Source organism: Nonomuraea corallina (assembly GCF_027620315.1).
GTDB classification, from domain to species: Bacteria; Actinomycetota; Actinomycetes; order Streptosporangiales; family Streptosporangiaceae; genus Nonomuraea; species Nonomuraea corallina.
On record NZ_JAPNNL010000013.1, the window covers coordinates 56365 to 76004 of the forward strand.

The 19640-nt window shown below is 73.8% G+C and carries 18 protein-coding genes; 6 read left to right on the forward strand and 12 right to left on the reverse strand.

Features of this window, described 5'->3' with window-relative positions:
• Entirely contained in the window at positions 1–1218 is a 1218-nt protein-coding gene (locus tag OUY22_RS05760; protein ID WP_270153709.1) for a multidrug effflux MFS transporter, read from the reverse strand.
• A gap of 211 nt (positions 1219–1429) precedes the next feature.
• Here OUY22_RS05760 and OUY22_RS05765 point away from each other — a divergent pair, with 211 nt between their 5' ends.
• Both OUY22_RS05765 and OUY22_RS05770 read left to right on the forward strand, forming a co-directional pair.
• A complete protein-coding gene (locus OUY22_RS05765; RefSeq protein WP_270153710.1) occupies positions 1430–2338 on the forward strand; it encodes an ABC transporter ATP-binding protein in 909 nt (302 codons plus the stop codon).
• Between the two features lie 53 nt (positions 2339–2391).
• Positions 2392–3117: an ABC transporter permease gene (locus OUY22_RS05770; protein ID WP_270153726.1), complete on the forward strand. Its 726-nt coding sequence runs from the start codon at positions 2392–2394 to the stop codon at positions 3115–3117.
• A 13-nt stretch (positions 3118–3130) separates the two neighbouring features.
• Here OUY22_RS05770 and OUY22_RS05775 read toward each other — a convergent pair whose 3' ends face one another.
• Entirely contained in the window at positions 3131–4327 is a 1197-nt protein-coding gene (locus OUY22_RS05775) for an MFS transporter (protein ID WP_270153711.1), read from the reverse strand.
• A 111-nt stretch (positions 4328–4438) separates the two neighbouring features.
• On the opposite strand from OUY22_RS05775, the gene OUY22_RS05780 reads away from it, so the two are divergent.
• Positions 4439–5353: an EamA family transporter gene (locus OUY22_RS05780; RefSeq protein ID WP_270153712.1), complete on the forward strand. Its 915-nt coding sequence runs from the start codon at positions 4439–4441 to the stop codon at positions 5351–5353.
• Here the strand turns inward: OUY22_RS05780 and OUY22_RS05785 are convergent.
• From OUY22_RS05785 to OUY22_RS05820, 8 genes are read right to left on the reverse strand one after another with little or no spacing between them, the layout of a single operon-like run.
• On the reverse strand, positions 5350–6024 hold the full coding sequence (locus OUY22_RS05785) for a GntR family transcriptional regulator (RefSeq protein ID WP_270153713.1): 675 nt from the start codon (positions 6022–6024) through the stop codon (positions 5350–5352). The genes OUY22_RS05780 and OUY22_RS05785 overlap by 4 nt on opposite strands.
• A gap of 15 nt (positions 6025–6039) precedes the next feature.
• Complete coding sequence (locus OUY22_RS05790; RefSeq protein ID WP_270153714.1) at positions 6040–7008, reverse strand: ornithine cyclodeaminase family protein; 969 nt, start codon at positions 7006–7008, stop codon at positions 6040–6042.
• Entirely contained in the window at positions 7005–7970 is a 966-nt protein-coding gene (locus OUY22_RS05795) for a proline racemase family protein (protein WP_270153715.1), read from the reverse strand. The genes OUY22_RS05790 and OUY22_RS05795 overlap by 4 nt, the downstream gene beginning before the upstream one ends.
• Complete coding sequence (locus OUY22_RS05800; protein ID WP_270153716.1) at positions 7967–8968, reverse strand: proline racemase family protein; 1002 nt, start codon at positions 8966–8968, stop codon at positions 7967–7969. Before OUY22_RS05800 ends, OUY22_RS05795 begins: the two co-directional genes overlap by 4 nt.
• Positions 8965–9858, reverse strand: coding sequence for a dihydrodipicolinate synthase family protein (locus OUY22_RS05805; protein ID WP_270153717.1), 894 nt, complete (start codon positions 9856–9858; stop codon positions 8965–8967). The genes OUY22_RS05800 and OUY22_RS05805 overlap by 4 nt, the downstream gene beginning before the upstream one ends.
• A complete protein-coding gene (locus OUY22_RS05810) occupies positions 9851–11209 on the reverse strand; it encodes an NAD(P)/FAD-dependent oxidoreductase (protein WP_270153719.1) in 1359 nt (452 codons plus the stop codon). Before OUY22_RS05810 ends, OUY22_RS05805 begins: the two co-directional genes overlap by 8 nt.
• On the reverse strand, positions 11206–11448 hold the full coding sequence (locus tag OUY22_RS05815) for a (2Fe-2S)-binding protein (protein ID WP_270153720.1): 243 nt from the start codon (positions 11446–11448) through the stop codon (positions 11206–11208). Before OUY22_RS05815 ends, OUY22_RS05810 begins: the two co-directional genes overlap by 4 nt.
• Positions 11445–12593, reverse strand: a complete 1149-nt coding sequence (locus tag OUY22_RS05820; RefSeq protein ID WP_270153721.1) for an NAD(P)/FAD-dependent oxidoreductase — start codon at positions 12591–12593, stop codon at positions 11445–11447. Before OUY22_RS05820 ends, OUY22_RS05815 begins: the two co-directional genes overlap by 4 nt.
• Before the next feature lie 89 nt (positions 12594–12682).
• Between OUY22_RS05820 and OUY22_RS05825 the strand changes: the two genes are divergently transcribed.
• The gene (locus OUY22_RS05825; protein ID WP_270153723.1) at positions 12683–13669 is read left to right on the forward strand and encodes a COX15/CtaA family protein; all 987 of its coding nucleotides are present in this window, start codon (positions 12683–12685) and stop codon (positions 13667–13669) included.
• A gap of 166 nt (positions 13670–13835) precedes the next feature.
• On the opposite strand, the gene OUY22_RS05830 is transcribed toward OUY22_RS05825, so the two are convergent.
• Positions 13836–14999 carry a PrsW family intramembrane metalloprotease gene (locus tag OUY22_RS05830; RefSeq protein ID WP_270153724.1) on the reverse strand — a complete coding sequence of 388 codons (1164 nt, stop codon included), beginning with the start codon at positions 14997–14999 and terminating at the stop codon, positions 13836–13838.
• A gap of 109 nt (positions 15000–15108) precedes the next feature.
• Positions 15109–16068, reverse strand: coding sequence for a heme o synthase (locus OUY22_RS05835; protein WP_408638114.1), 960 nt, complete (start codon positions 16066–16068; stop codon positions 15109–15111).
• Between the two features lie 330 nt (positions 16069–16398).
• Between OUY22_RS05835 and tkt the strand changes: the two genes are divergently transcribed.
• Both tkt and tal read left to right on the forward strand, forming a co-directional pair.
• The gene (tkt, locus tag OUY22_RS05840) at positions 16399–18429 is read left to right on the forward strand and encodes a transketolase (protein WP_270153728.1); all 2031 of its coding nucleotides are present in this window, start codon (positions 16399–16401) and stop codon (positions 18427–18429) included.
• Between the two features lie 5 nt (positions 18430–18434).
• Positions 18435–19526 carry a transaldolase gene (gene tal, locus OUY22_RS05845; RefSeq protein ID WP_270153725.1) on the forward strand — a complete coding sequence of 364 codons (1092 nt, stop codon included), beginning with the start codon at positions 18435–18437 and terminating at the stop codon, positions 19524–19526.
• The last annotated feature ends 114 nt before the right edge of the window (positions 19527–19640 follow it).

Consider the following 19640-nt stretch of genomic DNA (forward strand, 5'->3'; position numbering starts at 1 on the left):
TTACCTAACACGCCTTGGGACCAGGATGGCGAAGGTCAGGGCGGAGCAGGCGAACAGGACCGTCATGACGACGGCCATGGGCAGCGCGGTGCCCCCGCCGAACAGGCCGACGAACGGCGCCGCGAACGCGCCCAGCGCGAACTGCAGCACGCCGAGCAGCGCCGAGGCCGCCCCCGCCACCTGCGGCGCCTGGCCGGCCAGGGCCAGCGCGCCGGTGCCCGGCAGGATCAGCCCCTGACCGCACATGATGACGAACAGCCCCGCCACGACGGCGGTCAGCCCCAGGCCGGCGGAGACGGCCACCAGCAGGAGTGCCGCGCCGGCCAGGGCGACGAACAGGCCCGTGAGGACGAGCCCGGCCTGCGACAGCCGGCCGGCCAGCCGCCCGCCGACCTGGGCCATGATCGTCAGGCCCACCGCGTTGAGCGCGAAGATCAGCGCGTACTGCTGGGCCGTGGCCCCGTACACGTCCTGGAGCACGAACGGCGAGCCGGAGATGTAGGCGAACATCGCGGCGAACGCGAGCCCCGCGGTCAGCGCGCTGCCCATGAACGGCCGGTCGCCCAGCAGCCGGCGGAAACTGCGCAGCGTGTGGCGGAGCCCGCCGCTCTCGCGCTGGTCCGCCGGGAGCGTCTCGCGCACCCCGGCCAGCACCGCCAGCATCAGCACCAGCCCGGTCAGGCTCAGCGCCACGAACACGCCGCGCCAGGAGGTGAACGTCAGCAGCTGCGCGCCCACGATCGGCGCCAGGATCGGCGCCAGGCCGCTGACCAGCATGAGGCTGGCGAAGATGCGCGCGATCGCGGGCCCCTCGTACAGGTCGCGCACCACGGCGCGCACGATGACCAGCGCGGCGCCGCCGAGCAGGCCCTGCAGCAGCCGCAGCGCGATGAGCACGGGCACCGAGGGCGCGAAGGCGCACAGCAGCGAGGCGACCATGAACCCGGCCACGCCGACGATCAGCGGCACCCGGCGGCCGCGCACGTCGCTGAGCGGCCCGGCCACCACCTGCCCGACCGAGACGCCGACGAGGCAGGCGGTCAGCGTGAGCTGCACCTGGGCGGGGACGCTGAGCATCTCCTCGGTGATGGCGGGCAGCGCCGGCAGGTACATGTCGATGGACAGAGGCCCGATCGCGGACAGAGCGCCCAGGATGAACAGCAGGAGCGCCCGGCGGCTCCGCCGGGCGACCGGTTGCGCGGCTTCTGCCACGGACATGCGCGTGCACCTCTTCCCCAGGAGGCCGGAGCGTCGGTCTCCAGGCAGGCTAGGGCGTGGGATCCGCGAACGGCCGAGGAGAGAGAACCGGTTTCCGGCGAACCGCATTCCCGACTTCCGGAAAATTCCGGTAAATCGATGCAAATCCCCGGGCCACACCGATGCGGGGCTGCCCGGCGAACCACGCTTCGCGGTCCCTAGACTCGGGGTCATGACAACCCCAGCCGTCGAGATCGTCGGTCTCGTGAAGCGGTACGGCGGCACCGCCGCGATCGACGGGCTCACGCTGAGCGCCGCCCGCGGGGCGGTGACGGCCGTCCTCGGGCCCAACGGCGCGGGCAAGACCTCCACGGTGGAGATCTGCGAGGGGTTCCGCACCGCCGACGCCGGCACGGTGCGGGTGCTCGGGCTGCCGCCCGCCTCGGCCGAGCTGCGCCCGCGGGTGGGCATCATGCCGCAGTCGGGCGGCGTCCCGCCCGCCGCGCGCTGCGGCGAGTGGCTGCGGCTGGTGGCGCGCTTCCACGCCCGGCCGCTCGACCCGGCCGCCCTCCTGGACCGGCTGGGGCTCTCCGACCACGTACGGACCCCGTTCCGCCGCCTGTCGGGCGGTCAGCAGCAGCGGCTGTCGCTGGCCGCGGCCGTGATCGGCCGGCCGGAGCTGGTGTTCCTCGACGAGCCGACGGCCGGGCTCGACCCGCAGGCCCGGCACGCCTGCTGGGAGCTGGTGGGCCAGTTGCGCGCCGCCGGGGTGTCGGTGGTGCTGACCACCCACCACATGGACGAGGCCGAGCGGCTGGCCGACCAGGTGGTGATCATCGACAGGGGCCGGGTGGTGGCCGAGGGCAGCCCGGCCGCGCTGACCGGGGCCGAGCGGCAGCTGCGCTTCCGCGCCCGCCCGGGGCTGGCGCTGGAGGAGCTGCTCAACGCGCTGCCGGTCGGCAGCGCGGCCAAGGAGTCGCCGTCCGGCCACTACATCGTCGAAGGGCAGGTCGACCCCGAGCTGCTGGCCACCGTGACCGCGTGGTGCGCGGCGGAGGGCGTGACGGCCGACGACCTGCGCATCGAGCGGCGCACGCTGGAGGACGTGTTCCTGGAGCTGACGGGCAGGGAGCTGCGGTGACGACACCCACACTCGACTTCACGCCCGCCCCGGGGGCCGCGCCGTTCCCCAGGATGGTGCTGGCGCAGGCGGGGGCCGAGGTCCGCGGCATGCTCCGCAACGGCGAGCAGCTCCTGCTCACCATGATCATCCCGGTGCTGCTGCTGGTCGGCTTCTCGCTGGCGCCGCTGATCGACGTGGGCGGCGGGCGCCGGGTCGACTTCCTGGCCCCGGGCGTGCTGGCGCTGGCGGTGATGTCCACGGCGTTCACCGGCCAGGCGATCGCGACCGGGTTCGAGCGGCGCTACGGGGTGCTGAAGCGGCTGGGCGCGACCCCGCTGTCCAGGGGCGGGCTGATGCTGGCCAAGACCGCGGCGGTGCTCGTGGTGGAGGCCGTCCAGGTGGTGGTGCTGGTCGCGGTGGCGTTCGCGCTGGGCTGGAGCCCGCAGGGCTCGCCGGTGGCCGCCGTGCTGGGCGGCGCGGCGCTGGTGCTGCTGGGCACCGCCGCCTTCAGCGGGCTCGCGCTGCTCATGGCGGGCCTGCTGCGGGCCGAGGCGACGCTGGCCGCGGCCAACCTGGTCTACCTGCTGCTGCTGGCGGCGGGCGGGGTGGTGTTCCCGCTGGAGAAGTTCCCCGCCGCGGTGCGGCCGGTGCTCGAACTGCTGCCTATCTCGGCGCTGACCGGCGGCCTGCGCGCGGTGCTCACCGGGGGCGCGCTGCCGCTGGCCGCGCTCGCCGTGCTGGCGGCGTGGGCCGTGGTCTCGCTCGCGCTGGCCGCCCGTACCTTCCGCTGGGAGTGAGCGGCGGCCCCGCTCACTCCGGGCGGGGCGCGTCCTCCTCGGGGGCGCGCGCGCCATAGCGGTGGCGGCCGATCGCGGCGACCGCCGTGAGCGGCGCGGTGACGGCCGCGGCCAGGCCGAACAGCAGCCCGTACGAGCCGCTCCCGGCGAGCGGGCCGGCCGCCCACGAAGAGACGGCGCTGCCCATGAACAGGCACGAGGCGAAGAACGCCACCGCCGTGCCGCGCGCCCGGGGCGCCACCGAGGTCGCCCAGGTCTGCAGCGAGGAGTGCATGAACGACCAGCCGCCGCCGAGCAGCAGCGCGGTCAGGGCGACCGTGGCGAGGTTCGCCTCCACGGCCACGATCACGAAGCCGGCGCACATCTGCGCCCCGCCCGCCACGATCAGCCACCACACCGGCCGTCCTCCCGCCAGCCGCTTGACCACCTGGGAGAACAGGTAGACGCCCGCCCCGTAGCCGGCGGCGGCCAGCCCGGCCGGCCCGGTGCCGACGCCCTGGTGCTGCAGGACGGTCGCCAGGAACGTGAGCATGCCGAGCAGCGCCGCGCCCTCGACGAACGCCAGCGCGAACACCAGCAGCGCCCACGGCCGGCGCAGCACGGCGCCGACGTGCCGGCCCAGGCCCCCGATCCCGGCGCGCGGCGGCTCCGGCAGCGCCCGCAGCGCCACGGCGCAGGCCAGCGCGCAGACGGCGGGCACGCCGAACGCCGCCCGCCAGCCGGCCAGGTCGCCCAGCACCCCGCCGAGCCCGGTGGCCAGCGCGGTGCCCAGGGCCATCAGGCCCATCAGGTCGGACAGCGCGCGCTGGCGCACCGAGACCTCGACCGTGTCGCCCACGTACGTCAGCGAGGTGGGGATGACCGCGCCGAAGCAGGCGCCGGCGGCGACCCGGGCGGCGATCAGGGCGGGCAGCGCCGGCATGGCCGCGGAGGCCAGGCCCGCGAGCCCGGCGCCGAGCAGCGCGAGCCGCATCACCCGGACCCGCCCGAACCGGTCCGACAGCAGCCCCCAGAGCGGCTGCGACACCCCGTAGGCGAGGTAGTAGCCGCTGGCCACGGCCACGGCGGTGGCCAGCGGGACGTCCAGCTCGGCCGCGATCAGGACCAGGAGCGGGGTCACGACCAGGCGGTCGAAGCTGCTGACGAACGAGGCGGCGGCGAGCGGGGCCGGAGGGCGGGTGCGGATGGCGGGCGGGGCTGAGGCGCTCATGTGCTCCGGCGTCCGGATCGGGAGGTCTCGAATCAGTAAAGCACTCCCTGGCCAGGAATGCCGTGGCAGGCCGATACGCTTCACTCCGTTGTGCCCGGCCGAAGGAGTTCCGTGACCGCGTTCGCCCTCGACAACCCGCTCGACCGCGGCGGGCTGCCCCGGCCCGGCAACGTGCTGCGCACCGCCGCCGACTCCATCCCGCCGTCCGGGCTGGTGCTGCTGGCGATCTTCTCGGTGCAGATCGGCGCGGGCTTCGCCAAACAGCTGTTCGCGGCGCTGCCGCCGAGCGCGGTGGTGTTCCTGCGCATCGCCATGGGCGCGCTGGTCATCGGCGCGCTGGCGCGGCCGAAGCTGCGGGGCCTGCGGGGGCGTGACTGGGCGGTGGGGGTCGGGTTCGGCGTGACGCTCGCGCTGATGAACCTGACGTTCTACGAGGCGCTGGCGCGGCTGCCGATGGGCGTCGCGGTCGCGATCGAGTTCCTCGGTCCGCTGGGCGTGGCGGTGGCCGCCTCCCGGCGCCGCCTGGACCTGGTATGGGTGGGGCTGGCCGGACTCGGGGTGGTGCTGCTCGCGCCGTGGGGCGAGTCGTCGGCGTCGAGCTGGATCGGCATCGCGTTCGCGCTGGCGGCGGGGGGCTTCTGGGCGGGCTACATCCTGCTGTCGGCGGCGGCGGGCAGCCGGTTCCCCGGCACGACCGGGCTGGCGTTCGCGATGATCGTGTCCGCCGTGGTGGTCGCGCCGGTGGGCGTCACCGCCGGCGGGGCCGACCTGCTCCGGCCGGAGCTGCTGCTGATCGGGCTGGGCGTGGCCCTGCTGTCGTCGGTGATCCCGTACTCGCTGGAGCTGCAGGCGCTGCGGCGGATGCCCAAGCACGTGTTCGGCATCCTGATGAGCCTGGAGCCGGCCGCGGCCGCGCTGATGGGCGTGCTGGTGCTCGGCGAGATGCTGCACGCGCAGCAGTGGACGGCCGTGATCTGCATCGTCGCGGCCAGCCTCGGCGTCACCCGGGCGGCGCGCGGGGGCTAGCCTTCGCGGGCCGCCCAGATGCCGCGGACGTGCTGGATGTGCTCGCTCATGATGTGCTCGGCGGCGCGCTCGTCGCCGTTCTCCAGCGCGTCGAGCAGCGCCAGGTGCTCGCGGGCGGAGTCGGCGAGCGTGCCGCGCTCCGCCAGTTGCGACAGGCCGTAGAGGCGGGCGCGGGTGCGCAGGTCCCTGACCACCTCGACCAGGTGGCCGTTGCCGGACAGGCCGAGCAGCTCCAGGTGGAAGCGCAGGTCGGCGTTGACGTAGGCGAGCAGGTCGCCCCCCTCGGCGGCGGCGAGGATCTCCTCGGCGGCCGGGCGCAGCCGCCGGAAGTCGGGGGCCCTGCCGGCGTCGGCCAGCTTGGCGACCGTCGGCACCTCGATGAGCTCGCGCAGCTGGGTCAGCTCGTCGAGGTCGCGCTCGGACAGCTCGGTCACCCGGAAGCCCTTGTTGCGCACGGCCTCGACCAGGCCCGCCTTGGCCAGGTCGAGCATCGCCTCGCGGACCGGCGTGGCCGACACGCCGAACTGGGCCGCCAGCACCGGCGCCGAGTAGACCACCCCTGGACGCATCTGACCGGTGATCAGCGCCGCCCTGAGCGCCTGCGCCACCTGCTCGCGCAGGCTCTGCCGTTCGCCCACCATCGGCAGGTCGAGCCGGTCCTCGGCAGCCATCCGCCCGTCCCTTCGCTAGGTCTCCTCGTGCCAGGCCTCGTACGCGGCGGCCGCGACCACCAGGTCCTGCCATGCCATGCCGGTGCCCTTGAACACGCGCGGCCCGGCCCCGGCCGTCACCCGGCCGGCGATCAGGTCGGCGAGGTTTCCGGCGAGATGGCGGGTGGTGATCGTACCGTGGCTCATCGGGATGAGGACATCGCCGGCTTCGGCCAGGGCGGCCGAGCGGGCCTCGACGACCACCGTGGCGCGGGCGACGAGGCCGCCGTCGAGCTCGCGCGCGTCCGGCTCGTGCGAGCCGATGGCGACGACCGTGGCGCCGTCGCGGACGAGCCCGCCGTCGAACAGCGGCTCCCTGGCGGTGGTGCAGCAGACGATCAGGTCGGCCCCGGCGACGGCCCTGGCCTGCTCGGACGGGCGGGCGGTCAGGGCGCTCAGGGCGCTCAGGGCGGTCGTCTCCAGGCCGAGTGCCGCGCAGCGGGCCGCGAAGGCCGCGGTGCGGTCCGGGTCGCGGCCGGCGACGGTGACGCGGCGGAGCGGCCGGACCTCGCGCAGCGCGAGGACGTGCCCCCACGCCTGCGGGCCGGTGCCGAACACCACCAGGTCGCCGGCGTCCGGGGCCGCGAGGTGGCGGACCGCCAGGGCCGAGACGGCGGGGGTGCGCAGCGAGGTGAGCGCGCTCCCGTCCATCGCGGCCAGCGGCGCCAGGGTCTCGCCGTCGTACAGCAGGTAGGTGCCCTGGACGCGGGGCAGCCCGCGGGCGGGGTTGCCGGGCGCGACCGTGGCCGCCTTCACGCCGGCGTAGCGTCCGGCCGCGGCGGGCATGAGCAGGAGCTGCCCGGCGGGCAGCGCCACGACGGGCCGCTGCGGCGTCCGCTCGGGGTCGAGCCCGGCCCGCAGCGCGTCCTCCAGCAGCTGTACGGCGCGCGCCACCGGCACCAGCCGCGCCACGTCCGCGGCGTCGAGGTAGGGCAGCCCGCTCATCGGAGCGTGAACCCGGTGCCGAGCGGGTCGGCGGGATCGAGCTCGAAGGCGTGCCTGCCGGTGCGGTAGGCCATGCCCTCGATCTCGGCGATCACCCCGCCCTCGGCGACCCCCGCCACCCGGGCCAGGAACGTGGTGCCGACGACGCTCTCGTGCACGAGGGGGTCGCGCAGCCCGTCCTGGTGCAGCAGCGCCAGCCGGGCCGCGGTGCCGGACCCGCACGGCGACCGGTCGACCTCGCCGTCGGCGAACACGGTCACGTTGCGCTGACGCACCCGGCCCGGCTCCCCGTCCAGCTCCTCGTGGAAGATCACCCCGTACACGCCGGACAGCCGGTCGTCGCCGGGGTGCCGGGTCGCCGGGTGACCGGCCAGGGCCGCCTTGACGCGGCGCGCGCAGGCGATCAGCTCGGTCAGGTGCTCCGGACCCGCCTTCAGCCCCACGGCCGCGGCCGGCAGCGAGGCGTAGATCGCTCCGCCGTACGCGAGGTCGACCCGGACGCCGGCGGCCTCGACGCCGCGCGCGATCACGTACGAGGGGACGTTGACGAAGGTGACGGCGGTGACGCGGCCGCCGTCGCAGCGCACCCGCGCCGTGACGCGGCCGGAGGGCACGTCGACGACCACGTCCGTCTCGCCGTCGGGGTCGGCCTCGACCAGCCCTTCGCGCACCGCGTGCACGCCGAGCGCGATCGTGCCGTGACCGCAGGCGGTGGAGTAGCCGTCCTTGTGCCAGAACAGCGCGCCGAAGTGCGCGCCGGGGTCGTCGGGCGGCACGAGGAAGCAGCCGTACATGTCGGCGTGGCCGCGCGGCTCGTGGCACAGCAGCCGGCGGACGTGGTCGACCGGGGCGGTGTTGGCGCGCCGTTCCAGGACGGTGGCGCCGGGGATGTCGGGGACGCCGCCGGTGACGACCCGGAACGGCTCTCCCGCCGTGTGGTAGTCGACAGTGGTGATCGTCACAGCTCGAAGCCCTCCGGGAACGGGTCGCGCGGGTCCAGGAAGTACTGGGCGGTGCCGGTGATCCAGGCGCGGCCGGTGATGGACGGCAGCACGGCGGGCCGGCCGCCGACCGTGGTCTCCTCCAGGAGCCTGCCCACGAACCGGGTGCCGATGAACGACTCGTTGACGAAGTCGCGGCCGGTCGGCAGCTCGCCGCGGGCGTGCAGCTGGGCCATCCTGGCGCTGGTGCCGGTGCCGCACGGCGAGCGGTCGAACCAGCCGGGGTGGATGGCCATGGCGTGCCGCGAGTGGCGGGCGTCGGAGCCGGGGGCGGCGAAGTAGACGTGGTGGCAGCCGCGGATGCGGTCGTCCTCCGGGTGCACCGGCTCGGCGGCGGCGTTGATCGCCTCCATGGTGGCCAGGCCGGCGGCCAGGATGTCGTTGCCCGCCTTGCGGTCGAACGGCAGCCCGTAGGCGTCGAGGTCCACGATGGCGTAGAAGTTGCCGCCGTACGCCAGGTCGTAGCGGATCTCCCCGTACCCGGGCACGGTCACGGCGGCGTCCAGCCGGTCGGCGTAGGAGGGGACGTTGCGCAGCGTCACGGATGTGGCGGCGCCGTCCTCGACGGCCACGTCCACCACGACCAGCCCGGCCGGGACCTCCAGCCGGACGGTGGTGACGGGCTCGGTCACCTCGACCATGCCGGTCTCGACGAGCACGGTGGCCACGCCGATGGTGCCGTGGCCGCACATCGGCAGCAGGCCGGACACCTCGATGAACAGCACTCCCCAGTCGGCGTCGGGCCGGGTGGGCGGCTGCAGGATGGCGCCGCTCATCGCGGCGTGGCCGCGCGGCTCTCTCATCAGCAGCTTGCGGATGTGGTCGAGGTGGTCGCGGAAGTGGATCCGCCGCTCGGCCATGGTGGCGCCGGGGACGGCGCCGACGCCGCCGGTGATGACCCGGGTGGGCATGCCCTCGGTGTGCGAGTCGACGGCGTGGAAGACCCGCCGGGTCCTCATCGCAGGCCCTCCGCGAGGACCTTCTCGGTGGCGGCGCGCACCGTTGCCTCCTGTTCGCCGGTCAGCGGCTGCCGGGGATGGCGGCACGGGCCGCCGGGGCGGCCGGCGAGGTCCATGGAGAGCTTGATGGCCTGGACGAACTCGGTCTTGGAGTCCCAGCGCAGCAGCGGGTGCAGCTTCCTGTAGAGCGGGAGCGCCGTCTCCAGGTCGTGGGCCAGGGCCGCCTGGTAGAGGGCGACGTTGGAGGCGGGCAGCGCATTGGGGTAGCCCGCGATCCAGCCGACGGCTCCGGCCAGGGCCAGCTCCAGCAGCACGTCGTCGGAGCCGATGAGCAGGTCGAGGCCGGGGGCCAGCTCGGCGAGCTCGTAGGCGCGGCGCGGGTCGCCGGTGAACTCCTTGACCGCCACGATCAGCCCCTCCTCGTGCAGCCTGGCCAGCAGCGCCGGGGTGAGGTCGACCTTGGTGTCGTAGGGGTTGTTGTACGCGACGACGGGGACGCCCGCTCCGGCCACTTCACGATAGTGCGCCAGGACGGCCCGCTCGTCCGCCCGGTAGGCGTTCGGCGGCAGCAGCAGCACCGATCCGCAGCCCAGGCCGGCGGCGTGCTCGGCCCACCGCCGCGACTCGGCCGCGCCGTACGCGCCCGCGCCGGCCATCACGCGGTCACCGCCGATCGCCTCGACGGCCGTCTCCAGGACCTTGGCGCGCTCCTCGGGGGTGAGGGTCTGGTACTCGCCGAGCGAGCCGTTGGGCACCACGCCGTCGCAGCCGTTGTCGACCAGCCAGCGGCAGTGCGCGGCGTAGGCGTCGTAGTCGACGGACAGGTCGTCGCGCAGCGGGAGCGCGGTGGCGACCATGACGCCGCGCCAGGGCTTGGTCCGTTCAGTCATGGGGTTCCTCCAGGGTGAGTTCGGCGAGAGCGGCCAGGGTGACGGGCTGGGCGATGGGCCGGCGGGGCGCGGCCGGGTCACCGCCGGCGAGACAGGCGACGGGGTGACCGCAGATCCGTCCCTGGCACCAGCCCATGCCCGCCCGGGACAGCAGCTTGACGGAGCGCGCGTCGGTGGCGCCGAGGTCGCGCGCCTCGCGGATCCGGGCCAGCGGCACCTCCTCGCACCGGCACACGAGGGTGTCGTCGCGCAGCCATCCCCGCCATCCGTCCTTGACGGGGTAGGCGGCGAGCAGGGCGGCGGCGAAAGCGCGCTGCCTGGCCCGCCTGCGCAGCAGCAGCTCGGGCGGGCCGGGGCCGTCGTCGTGGTCGGCCGCGGCCGACAGGCCGGCGATGCGGCCTTCGAGCTCGGACAGGTGCCGGCCGCCGACGCCGGTGGGCTCGCCGGCGGCCCAGACGCCGGGGACGGTGGTGCGCTGGGCGGCGTCGGCGCGGAGCACCGGGGTGCCGTCGGCGTCCGGCCGGGTGGCGCAGCCGAGCTGGACGCCGAGGTCGATCTGGGGGACGAACCCGTAGCCGGTGGCGAGGGTGTCGCAGGGGACGCGGCGGGTGTCCAGCACGTTCCAGTCGCGGTCCAGGCGGGCCACGGTGACGGCCTCCAGCTCGCGGTCGCCGTGCGCGGCCACGACCGCGTGGCGGGTCCGGTACGGCACGCGATGCCGGGCGAAGGCGGCCAGGTGACGCGCGGCCTCCCCCGCCTTGCCCAGGGCGAGCAGGGGGTGGCGGGCCAGGCCCAGTCCGCCGTTGGCCTCGTACACGCCGGGGATCCGCGCCCCGGCCGCGGCCAGGCCCGCCGCGACGGGCAGCAGGAACGGCCCGGTGCCGGCCACCACGACCCGGTCGCCCGCCACCACGCCCTGGCCCTTGAGCAGGGCCTGAGCCCCTCCGGCGGTGAGCACTCCCGGCAGGTCCCAGCCGGGGAACGGCAGCGGCCGGTCGTGCGCGCCGGTCGCGATCAGCAGTCTGCGGCACCGGACGGCGGTCCCGCCCAGGCAGTGCGCGGTGAAGCCGTCGTCCTCCCGGGTGACGGCCCACACCTGCCGGCCCGTCAGGACCTCGGCCCGTTCCGTCAGCGCCCGCACCTGCCGGGCGAAGCGCGCGAAGCCCTCGGTCGGGGGCTCGCCGGGCACGCCCCGGTGCCGGAAGTACTGCCCGCCGAGCCGTGCTCCGGAGTCGACGAGCGCCACCCGCAGCCCTCGCAGCGCCGCCGTCAGCGCTCCCGCCACTCCGGCGGGCCCGCCGCCGACGACGGCGAGATCGTAGATCGCAGGCGACGGGGAGGGGCCGGTCATGACGTGGTCACCTGGTCCCCCGGGCGGGCCTCGGTGAGGCAGGCGCGTTCGACCGGGCCGCCGTTGACGCTGACCAGGCAGTCGAAGCAGACCCCGATCCCGCAGAAGAGCCCGCGCGGCCGGCCGCCGAAGCGGGTGGTGCGCCAGGCGCGGATGCCCGCCGCGTGCAGGGCGGCCCCGACGGTCTGGCCGGGCAGCGCCGGCACGGGCCGCCCGTCGACGGTGATCTCGAAGGTCATCGGTGCTCCCCGGAGCCGAAGCGGTCGGGACGGAACGGGTGGAGGTCCAGGTCGGGCCGGGCTCCGGTGAGCACCTGGGCGAGCAGGTGGCCGGTGGCGGGGGCCAGACCGATGCCGGCGCCCTCGTGGCCGCAGGCGTGGTGGAGCCCGGGCGCGCGAGGGTCTGCGCCGATCACGGGCAGGTGGTCCGGGCAGTACGGGCGGAACCCGCAGTAGGACCGGATGGCCCGGACCGCGCCCAGCGCGGGGAACAGGGCGACGGCCTGGGCTGCCAGCCGTGACAGCACCGGCAGCGACGTGGTCCGGTCGAACCCGACCCGTTCCCTGCTGGCCCCGATGAGCACGGTGCCGGCCGGCGTGCCCTCGACGACGGCCGAGGTCTGCAGCCCGGCGGAGTCGCTGGCGACGTCGGTGACGTACGCGGCCGTGTAGACCTTGTGCCGGACGAGCGGCTCGGGCAGCGGCTCGGTGACGAGGATGAACCCGCGTCTGGGCAGCACGGGCAGGCTCACCCCGGCCAGGGCGGCCAGCTCGCCGCCCCAGGTGCCGGCCGCGTTGACCACGGCCCCGGCCAGCATGTCGCCGTCGTCGGTGCGCACGCCGGTGACGCGGTCGCCGGAGCGGACGAAGCCGGTGACGGTGACGCCGAGGCGCAGCTTCAGCGCGCCATGACCGAAGCTGTCGGCGCCGTGCCGGAGCAGCCGGGCGGCGGCCAGCATGGGCTGCACCTGGGCGTCCTGCGGGTAGTGGACGCCGCCGGCCAGTCCTTCGGCCAGGTGGGGCTCCAGTGCGCGCAGGCCGCCCGCGGGCACCACGTCGTGCGGGAGTCCCTGCTCGGCGGCCAGCTCCACCAGCCGCTCCTGGATGGCGGGCGTCTCGGCCACGACCAGCCCGCCCTTGGGCTCGTACTCGAAGCCGCCGGACGTCTCGGCCAGCTCCCGCCACAGGCGGCTGGAGAGCACGGCCAGGTCCAGTTCCGGGCCGGGTTCCTTGTCGGAGACGAGCACGTTGCCCTCGCCCGCCCCGGTGGTGCCGCCGGCCACGGGGCCGCGGTCGAGGACGGTGACGTCCAGTCCGGCGCGGGCGGCGTAGTAGGCGCACGCGGCGCCGACGACCCCCGCGCCGACGATGATCACGTCGGACATCGCCACCTCCGCTCAGTAATATGTCACATACGCCGGGGGTTGAAAAGCCGGTGAAAGGACCGCGCCACCAGGCCCGTACCATCGATGACGTGAAGCTACCCACGGACCACTCCTCTCCTCTCGTGCGGGGGCTGTTCTCGTTCTGGGCGCCGACCCCCGCGGCCATGCGGGGCTGGGCGCTGGCGTCCGTCGTGGTCAACGCCGGCATCACGGTGAGCGGCGCGGTGGTGCGCGTCACCGGCTCCGGCCTGGGCTGCCCCACCTGGCCGCGGTGCACCGCCGACAGCTTCGTCCCGGTCCCGCACCCCGAGATCGACCCGCTCAACATGGCGATCGAGTTCGGCAACCGGCTGGTGACGTTCCTGGTGCTGGTGGTGGGCCTGGCCTGCGTGATCGCGGCGATGCGGCTGTCGCCCCGGCGCCCGTCGCTGGTGTGGCTGGCCTGGCTGCAGCCGGTGGGCATCCTGGCCCAGGCGCTGTGGGGTGCCGTCGTGGTGAGCTCCCTGCTCAACCCGTTCACGGTGAGCATGCACTTCCTGCTGTCGATCGGCCTGACCGCCGCCTGCTGGGCGCTCTACGCCCGCGCCGGCGAGGGCGACGCGCCCGTCCGGCCCGTGACCCACGGCGCCATCCGGCGGCTCGGCCACGTCCTGCTGGCGGCGGTGTTCGTGCTCGTGGTCCTGGGCGTGGTGGTGACCGGCACCGGCCCGCACTCGGGTGACGTGGCGGCCTCGCGGTTCGGCTTCGACATCGAGACCGTGGCGCGGCTGCACGCCGACGCCGCCTACCTGGTGGTGGGGCTGACGTTCGCGCTGCTGTTCGCGCTGTACGTGACCGGCGCGCCGCGACGGGTCCGCCAGGCGGCGCTGGCGCTGCTGGTGGTGGAGCTGCTGCAGGGCGTGATCGGCTACGTCCAGTACTTCCTCGGCGTGCCCGCGGCCCTGGTGACGCTGCACGTGCTCGGCTCGACCCTGGTCTGGATCTTCACGCTGCGGGTGGTCACCTCGCTGCGCACGCGCGGCCCGCTGACCGAGCCCGCCGCCCCGGCGCCCGTCGCGGCGCCCAGCCCCGTCTGACCCCCTCCCCCACCGGATCCCCCGCCGCGACACCGACCGTTCTGCCAGCCTTCGGGATGAGAAGTCCGCCACTCCCCCACCGGCTGGAGGCCCCTTTTGCGGGCGTTCGTCCGCTCCTCTCGGCAGCTCCCGCAGGGCGGGAGACCTCGCCGCGGCGGGTGCCGACTCAGCCGGGCGCGTAGCCCGCCTTGCCGGCGGGCGCGGGCGGCACCGGGAAACCGGCGCGGGCCGTGCTCATGCACTCCAGCAGGGCCCGCTGCTCCTCGTGGAAGGTCTGCTCGTCCACCATGCGCCGGGCGGCCCGTTCGTGCAGCAGGCCCAGCTCGGTGGCGGCCAGCTGGTAGTCGCTCATCGCCCGCAGCCCCTTCCTGCCGCCGTACATGCGCGCCCACTGCCGGGCGTGCCTGCGCCGGGGCAGCGCCGACAGCATGTGGATGTCCTCGCTGGTCACCAGCTTGGTCGGCTCGTACGGGGGGAGGTAGCGCTGGATGAGCGCGACGATGCGGCGCCGGTCGCGGATGATGACGCCGACGAGCACCACGAGCACCGCCATCAGCACCAGGTAGGCCACCGCCAGGCCGGGGAAGCCGCCGTAGGAGACGAGCCCGTTCCACAGGCCGTGCAGGACCATCGCGCCCGACCAGCCCGCCATGATGGAGAAAGTCCGCTCCGGCCCGTGCCGCTGCGCCGCGTAGGCGACCGCGACGCCGATCATCGAGGTGAACAGCGGGTGCGCGAACGGCGACAGGATGCCGCGCAGCACCACGGTCACGGCCAGCCCCACCCCGCCGGCCTCGCTGTTGAGCGCGGCCAGGTAGTAGCTGACGTTCTCGCTCATGGCGAAGCCGAGCCCGACCATGCTGGCGTAGATGATGCCGTCGGTGAGCCCGTCCAGCTCGAACCGGCGAAAGCGCAGCAGCCCGAGGAGCACCAGCCCCTTCATCGTCTCCTCGACCACCGGGGCGCCGAAGGTGGCCGCGATGTTGCGGGCGCTGGCCTCCGACAGGTTGACGGTGTCCATGATGTAGTGCAGGTTGAGCGAGTTGACCAGGCCCGCGACCAGCACGGCCACGCCCGCTCCCCAGGCGAAGGCGAAGACCAGGTTGCTGCGCGGCTCCGGCTCCATCCGATCGAGCGCGAGCACCGCGGCCAGCAGCAGCGGCACCGGCGCCAGGGCGAGGGCCAGGGCGATGAAGAACTGCACCGGCTCGCCGTTGAGCACGTCGAAGGAGAACGAGACGAGGGTGCAGATGCCGGTGAGGACCAGCCCGATGATCAACGCTGAAGACGGGCGGTCCTTGAACACCCAGCGTGGATCATGGGACGGCATACGGTGACTGTAACCGATACAGGAGACGATGTCCTTCCCGGCACAAACGCCGTCCTTCCCGGCACAAACGCCGTCCTTCCCGGCTCACGCGCCCCACGGCCCCGGCCGGTCAGACCAGCAGCGGGTCGATGGCCACGGCCAGGAACAGCAGCGCCAGGTAGGCGTTCGACCAGTGGAAGAACCGCATCGGCCGCAGGTCCACCCCGGTCTTGCCGGCGTTGAGCCGGGTCAGCAGGGCGTGCGCCTCCCACAGGAACAGCGCGCCCAGCGCGCCGGCCACGACCGGGTAGAACAGCGTGGTGCCGGCGACCGGCCACAGCGCCAGCGAGCACAGCACGGTCGCCCAGCTGTAGGCGATCGACTCCATGATGACCCGGCGCTCGGTGGCGACCACGGGCAGCATCGGCACCGCGGCGGCCGCGTAGTCCTCCTTATAGCGCATGGCGAGGGTCCAGGTGTGCGGCGGCGTCCAGAAGAACACCACGCCGAACAGGACCAGCGGCGCCCAGTCGAGCCGCTCGGTGATGCCCGCCCAGCCGATCAGCACCGGCATGCAGCCCGCGATGCCGCCCCAGACGATGTTCTGGGCGGTGCGCCGCTTGAGGATCAGCGAGTAGACCAGCACGTAGTAGAGGATCGCGGCGGTCGACAGCGTCGCGGCGAGCCAGTTGGTGGTCAGCCACAGCCCCGCGGAGGACAGCACGCCCAGCACGATGCCGAAGATCAGCGCGGCGCGCGGCGTCACCTGGTGCCTGGCCAGGGGGCGGCGCCGGGTGCGGCGCATCTTCTGGTCGATGTCGCGGTCGATGTAGCAGTTGAGCGCGTTGGCGCTGCCGGCCGACATGGTGCCGAACACCATCACCGAGACCGCCGTCCACAGCGGGGGCAGGCCGCCGGCCGCCAGGAACATCACCGGGAGCGTCGAGATCAGCAGCAGCTCGATGACGCGCGGCTTCATCAGGGCGACGTAGGCCTTGACGACCCCGCCGATCGACCGCGGCGCGGCGTGCGCCACGGCGGCGGAACCCTCGTGCGGCCTGCTCGCCTGCCTGTTCGTCAGCACCGTCAAGGCGCTTCCAGCACGTGCGGAGTCAACGCGTAACCTCGGATTGAAGCGGATTCGTGAGGGCAGCCGTGGCGTCCCTGGGAACAAACAAACTGTAGTCGCAAGGGCGGGCGGTCCGGCCAATGGGGGGCGTGCGCTTGCTCGGGAACACGCGTGAGTGGACGGGGAATCTACGTCCGTCGTCACTCGGTTAGGGTCCGTGTGGGCGGGATCGCCAACCGGCACCATCAGACAACTAGATTCCGGAGATCGAGCGTGAGCACCGAACTCGTGCCAGCCCTTGAGTGGACCGACCTCGACAGGCAGGCCGTCGACGTCGTCCGAGCGCTGGCGATGGACGCAGTGGAGAAGGCGGGTTCGGGACATCCCGGCACCGCGATGAGCCTGGCTCCCGCCGCGTACCTGCTCTTTCAGCACGCGATGCGGCACGATCCGACCGACCCGCAGTGGGCGGGGCGCGACCGCTTCGTGCTCTCCGCCGGCCACACCAGCCTGACCCTGTACATCCAGCTCTACCTGTCGGGCTACGGGCTGACGCTGGACGACCTGCGGCGGCTGCGCCAGTGGGACAGCCTCACGCCCGGCCACCCCGAGCACGGCCACACCGCCGGCGTCGAGACCACCACGGGCCCGCTCGGTCAGGGACTGGGCAACGCCGTGGGCATGGCGATGGCGGCCCGCCGCGAGCGCGGCCTGTTCGACCCCGACGCCGAGCCCGGCCGCTCGCCCTTCGACCACCACATCTGGTGCGTCGTGAGCGACGGCGACATCGAGGAGGGCATCAGCCACGAGGCCAGCTCGCTCGCCGGCCACCAGAAGCTGGGCAACCTCATCGTCATCTACGACGACAACCACATCTCCATCGAGGACGACACCCTCATCGCCAAGTCCGAGGACGTGGTCAAGCGCTACGAGGCCTACGGCTGGCACACCGTCAGCGTCGACTGGACCGAGTCCGGCGACTACACCGAGGACGTGCAGGCGCTGTACGAGGCGCTGCAGGAGGCCAAGGCCGAGACCGGCCGGCCCTCGTTCGTCCGGCTGCGCACGATCATCGGCTGGCCCGCGCCCAACAAGCAGAACACCGGCAAGATCCACGGCTCGGCGCTCGGCGCCGAGGAGGTCGCGGCCACCAAGCAGGTGCTCGGCATGGACCCGGCCAAGACCTTCGACGTGCCCGACGAGGTGCTCAAGCACGCCCGCGAGGTGGCCGCCAGGGGCCGCGAGGCGCACGCCGAATGGGAGCAGGGCTACCGGAGCTGGCGCGAGGCCAACCCGGAGCGGGCCGCGGAGTTCGACCGCATCTCCCACCGCGAGCTGCCCGCCGGCTGGACGAGCGCGCTGCCGTCGTTCGAGGTGGGCGCCTCGATGGCCACCCGCAAGGCCTCCGGCGAGGTGCTGAGCGCGCTGGCGCCGGTGCTGCCCGAGCTGTGGGGCGGCTCGGCGGACCTGGCCGAGTCCAACAACACCACGATGAAGGGCGAGCCGTCCTTCATCCCCGAGGAGTTCCAGACCAAGGACTTCCCCGGCCACCGCTACGGCCGCACCCTCCACTTCGGCATCCGCGAGCACGCCATGGGCGCCATACTCAACGGCATCGCGCTGCACGGCGGCACCCGCCCGTACGGCGGCACGTTCCTGGTGTTCTCCGACTACATGCGCCCGTCGGTGCGGCTGGCCGCGCTGATGAAGCTGCCGGTCACGTACGTGTGGACGCACGACTCCATCGGCCTGGGCGAGGACGGGCCGACCCACCAGCCGGTCGAGCACCTGTGGTCGCTGCGCGCCATCCCCGGCCTGGACGTCGTGCGCCCGGCCGACGCCAACGAGACCGCGGCGGCCTGGAAGACGGTGCTGGAGCACACCGACCGGCCCGCGGCCATCGCGCTGACCCGGCAGAACCTGCCGGTCCTGGAGGGCACCAGCGCCGACGGCGTGGCCCACGGCGGCTACGTCCTGCGCGAGGCCTCCGACGGCCAGCCCAGGGTCATCCTCATCGCCACCGGCAGCGAGGTGGAGATCGCCGTCCAGGGCGGGGAGCTGCTGGAGTCGCAGGGCATTCCGACACGAGTCGTGTCGATGCCGTGTGTCGAGTGGTTCAAGGGGCAGGACTCCGCATATAAGCAGACCGTCCTGCCGTCGTCGATCCGGGCTCGGGTCGCCGTCGAGGCGGGAATCGCCCTCGGCTGGCACGAGTTCGTCGGCGAGTGCGGCGAGGTCGTCAGCCTCGAACACTTCGGCGCCTCCGCGCCGTACAAGACCCTGTACGAGCAGTTCGGGCTGACGGCGGAGCGGGTGGCCGCGGCGGCCAGGGCGTCTCTGGCCAAGCTGGGGCAGGACAAGGGCGAGACGACGGGAAACTGAGAGACATGAGCGAGATCCTCAAGAAGCTGTCCGGCCAGGGCGTGGCCGTCTGGCTCGACGACATCAGCCGCGAACGCCTGCGCACCGGCAACCTGGAGCAGGTGATCCGGGACAAGAACGTGGTCGGGGTGACGTCCAACCCGACGATCTTCGCCAGCGCGCTGAGCAAGGGCGACGCCTACGACACGCAGATGCACGACCTGGCGGTGCGCGGCGTCGACATCGGCGAGGCCGTGCGCGCCATCACCACCTACGACATCCGGTGGGCCGCCGACGTGCTGCGGCCGGTCTACGACGCCACCTCGGGGGTCGACGGCCGGGTGTCGCTGGAGGTGGACCCGCGCCTGGCCCGTGACACCGACAAGACGGTCGCCGAGGCCCGTGCGCTGTGGTGGCTGGTCGACCGGCCCAACCTGTTCATCAAGATCCCGGCGACCGTGGAAGGGCTGTCGGCGATCACGCAGGCGATCGGCGAGGGCATCAGCGTCAACGTCACGCTGATCTTCTCCCTGGAGCGCTACCGCGCCGTCATGGACGCCTGGCTGTCCGGTCTGGAGGCCGCGCAGGCCAAGGGGCTCAACCTGGCCACGATCGAGTCGGTGGCCTCGTTCTTCGTCAGCCGCGTCGACACCGAGATCGACAAGCGGCTCGACAGCGTGGGCAGGCCCGAGCTGAAGGGCAAGGCGGGCGTGGCCAACGCGCGCCTGGCCTACGCCGCCTTCGAGGAGGTCATGAACTCCGACCGCTGGCAGCGGCTGCGCGCCGCCGGGGCCCGCCCGCAGCGCCCGCTGTGGGCCTCCACCGGCGTCAAGAACCCCGACTACTCCGACACCATGTACGTCGACCAGCTCGTCGCGCCCGGCACCGTCAACACCATGCCGGAGAAGACGCTGGACGCGGTCGCCGACCACGGCGACGTCACCGGCGACACCGTGCGGCCCTTCTACGAGCAGGCCTGGAACACCATGGCCGAGCTCAAGGACGCCGGCATCGACTACGACGACGTGGTCAGGGCGCTGGAGGAGGAGGGCGTGCAGAAGTTCGAGGCGTCCTGGAACGAGCTGCTCGAAAGCGTACGCAAGAACCTGGTCCCCTAGCGCCGTCCGCGCCGCGGCGGAGGGGGCGGCTCCTTCGCCGCGGCGCGCCCGTACAGGAGGTTTGAGATGAGTGACCCGGCAGGGCCCCCGGCGGAGGCGCTCGCCGTGGCCGCG

What these genes read in the sequence shown, in the direction of transcription:
- OUY22_RS05760 (WP_270153709.1), bottom strand. Translation starts at nt 1,218, where the DNA reads ATGTCCGTGGCAGAAGCCGCGCAACCGGTCGCCCGGCGGAGCCGCCGG.
- OUY22_RS05765 (WP_270153710.1), top strand. Translation starts at nt 1,430, where the DNA reads ATGACAACCCCAGCCGTCGAGATCGTCGGTCTCGTGAAGCGGTACGGC.
- OUY22_RS05770 (WP_270153726.1), top strand. Translation starts at nt 2,392, where the DNA reads ATGGTGCTGGCGCAGGCGGGGGCCGAGGTCCGCGGCATGCTCCGCAAC.
- OUY22_RS05775 (WP_270153711.1), bottom strand. Translation starts at nt 4,327, where the DNA reads ATGAGCGCCTCAGCCCCGCCCGCCATCCGCACCCGCCCTCCGGCCCCG.
- OUY22_RS05785 (WP_270153713.1), bottom strand. Translation starts at nt 6,024, where the DNA reads ATGGCTGCCGAGGACCGGCTCGACCTGCCGATGGTGGGCGAACGGCAG.
- OUY22_RS05790 (WP_270153714.1), bottom strand. Translation starts at nt 7,008, where the DNA reads ATGAGCGGGCTGCCCTACCTCGACGCCGCGGACGTGGCGCGGCTGGTG.
- OUY22_RS05800 (WP_270153716.1), bottom strand. Translation starts at nt 8,968, where the DNA reads ATGAGGACCCGGCGGGTCTTCCACGCCGTCGACTCGCACACCGAGGGC.
- OUY22_RS05805 (WP_270153717.1), bottom strand. Translation starts at nt 9,858, where the DNA reads ATGACTGAACGGACCAAGCCCTGGCGCGGCGTCATGGTCGCCACCGCG.
- OUY22_RS05810 (WP_270153719.1), bottom strand. Translation starts at nt 11,209, where the DNA reads ATGACCGGCCCCTCCCCGTCGCCTGCGATCTACGATCTCGCCGTCGTC.
- OUY22_RS05815 (WP_270153720.1), bottom strand. Translation starts at nt 11,448, where the DNA reads ATGACCTTCGAGATCACCGTCGACGGGCGGCCCGTGCCGGCGCTGCCC.
- OUY22_RS05820 (WP_270153721.1), bottom strand. Translation starts at nt 12,593, where the DNA reads ATGTCCGACGTGATCATCGTCGGCGCGGGGGTCGTCGGCGCCGCGTGC.
- OUY22_RS05830 (WP_270153724.1), bottom strand. Translation starts at nt 14,999, where the DNA reads ATGCCGTCCCATGATCCACGCTGGGTGTTCAAGGACCGCCCGTCTTCA.
- tkt (WP_270153728.1), top strand. Translation starts at nt 16,399, where the DNA reads ATGGACGCAGTGGAGAAGGCGGGTTCGGGACATCCCGGCACCGCGATG.
- tal (WP_270153725.1), top strand. Translation starts at nt 18,435, where the DNA reads ATGAGCGAGATCCTCAAGAAGCTGTCCGGCCAGGGCGTGGCCGTCTGG.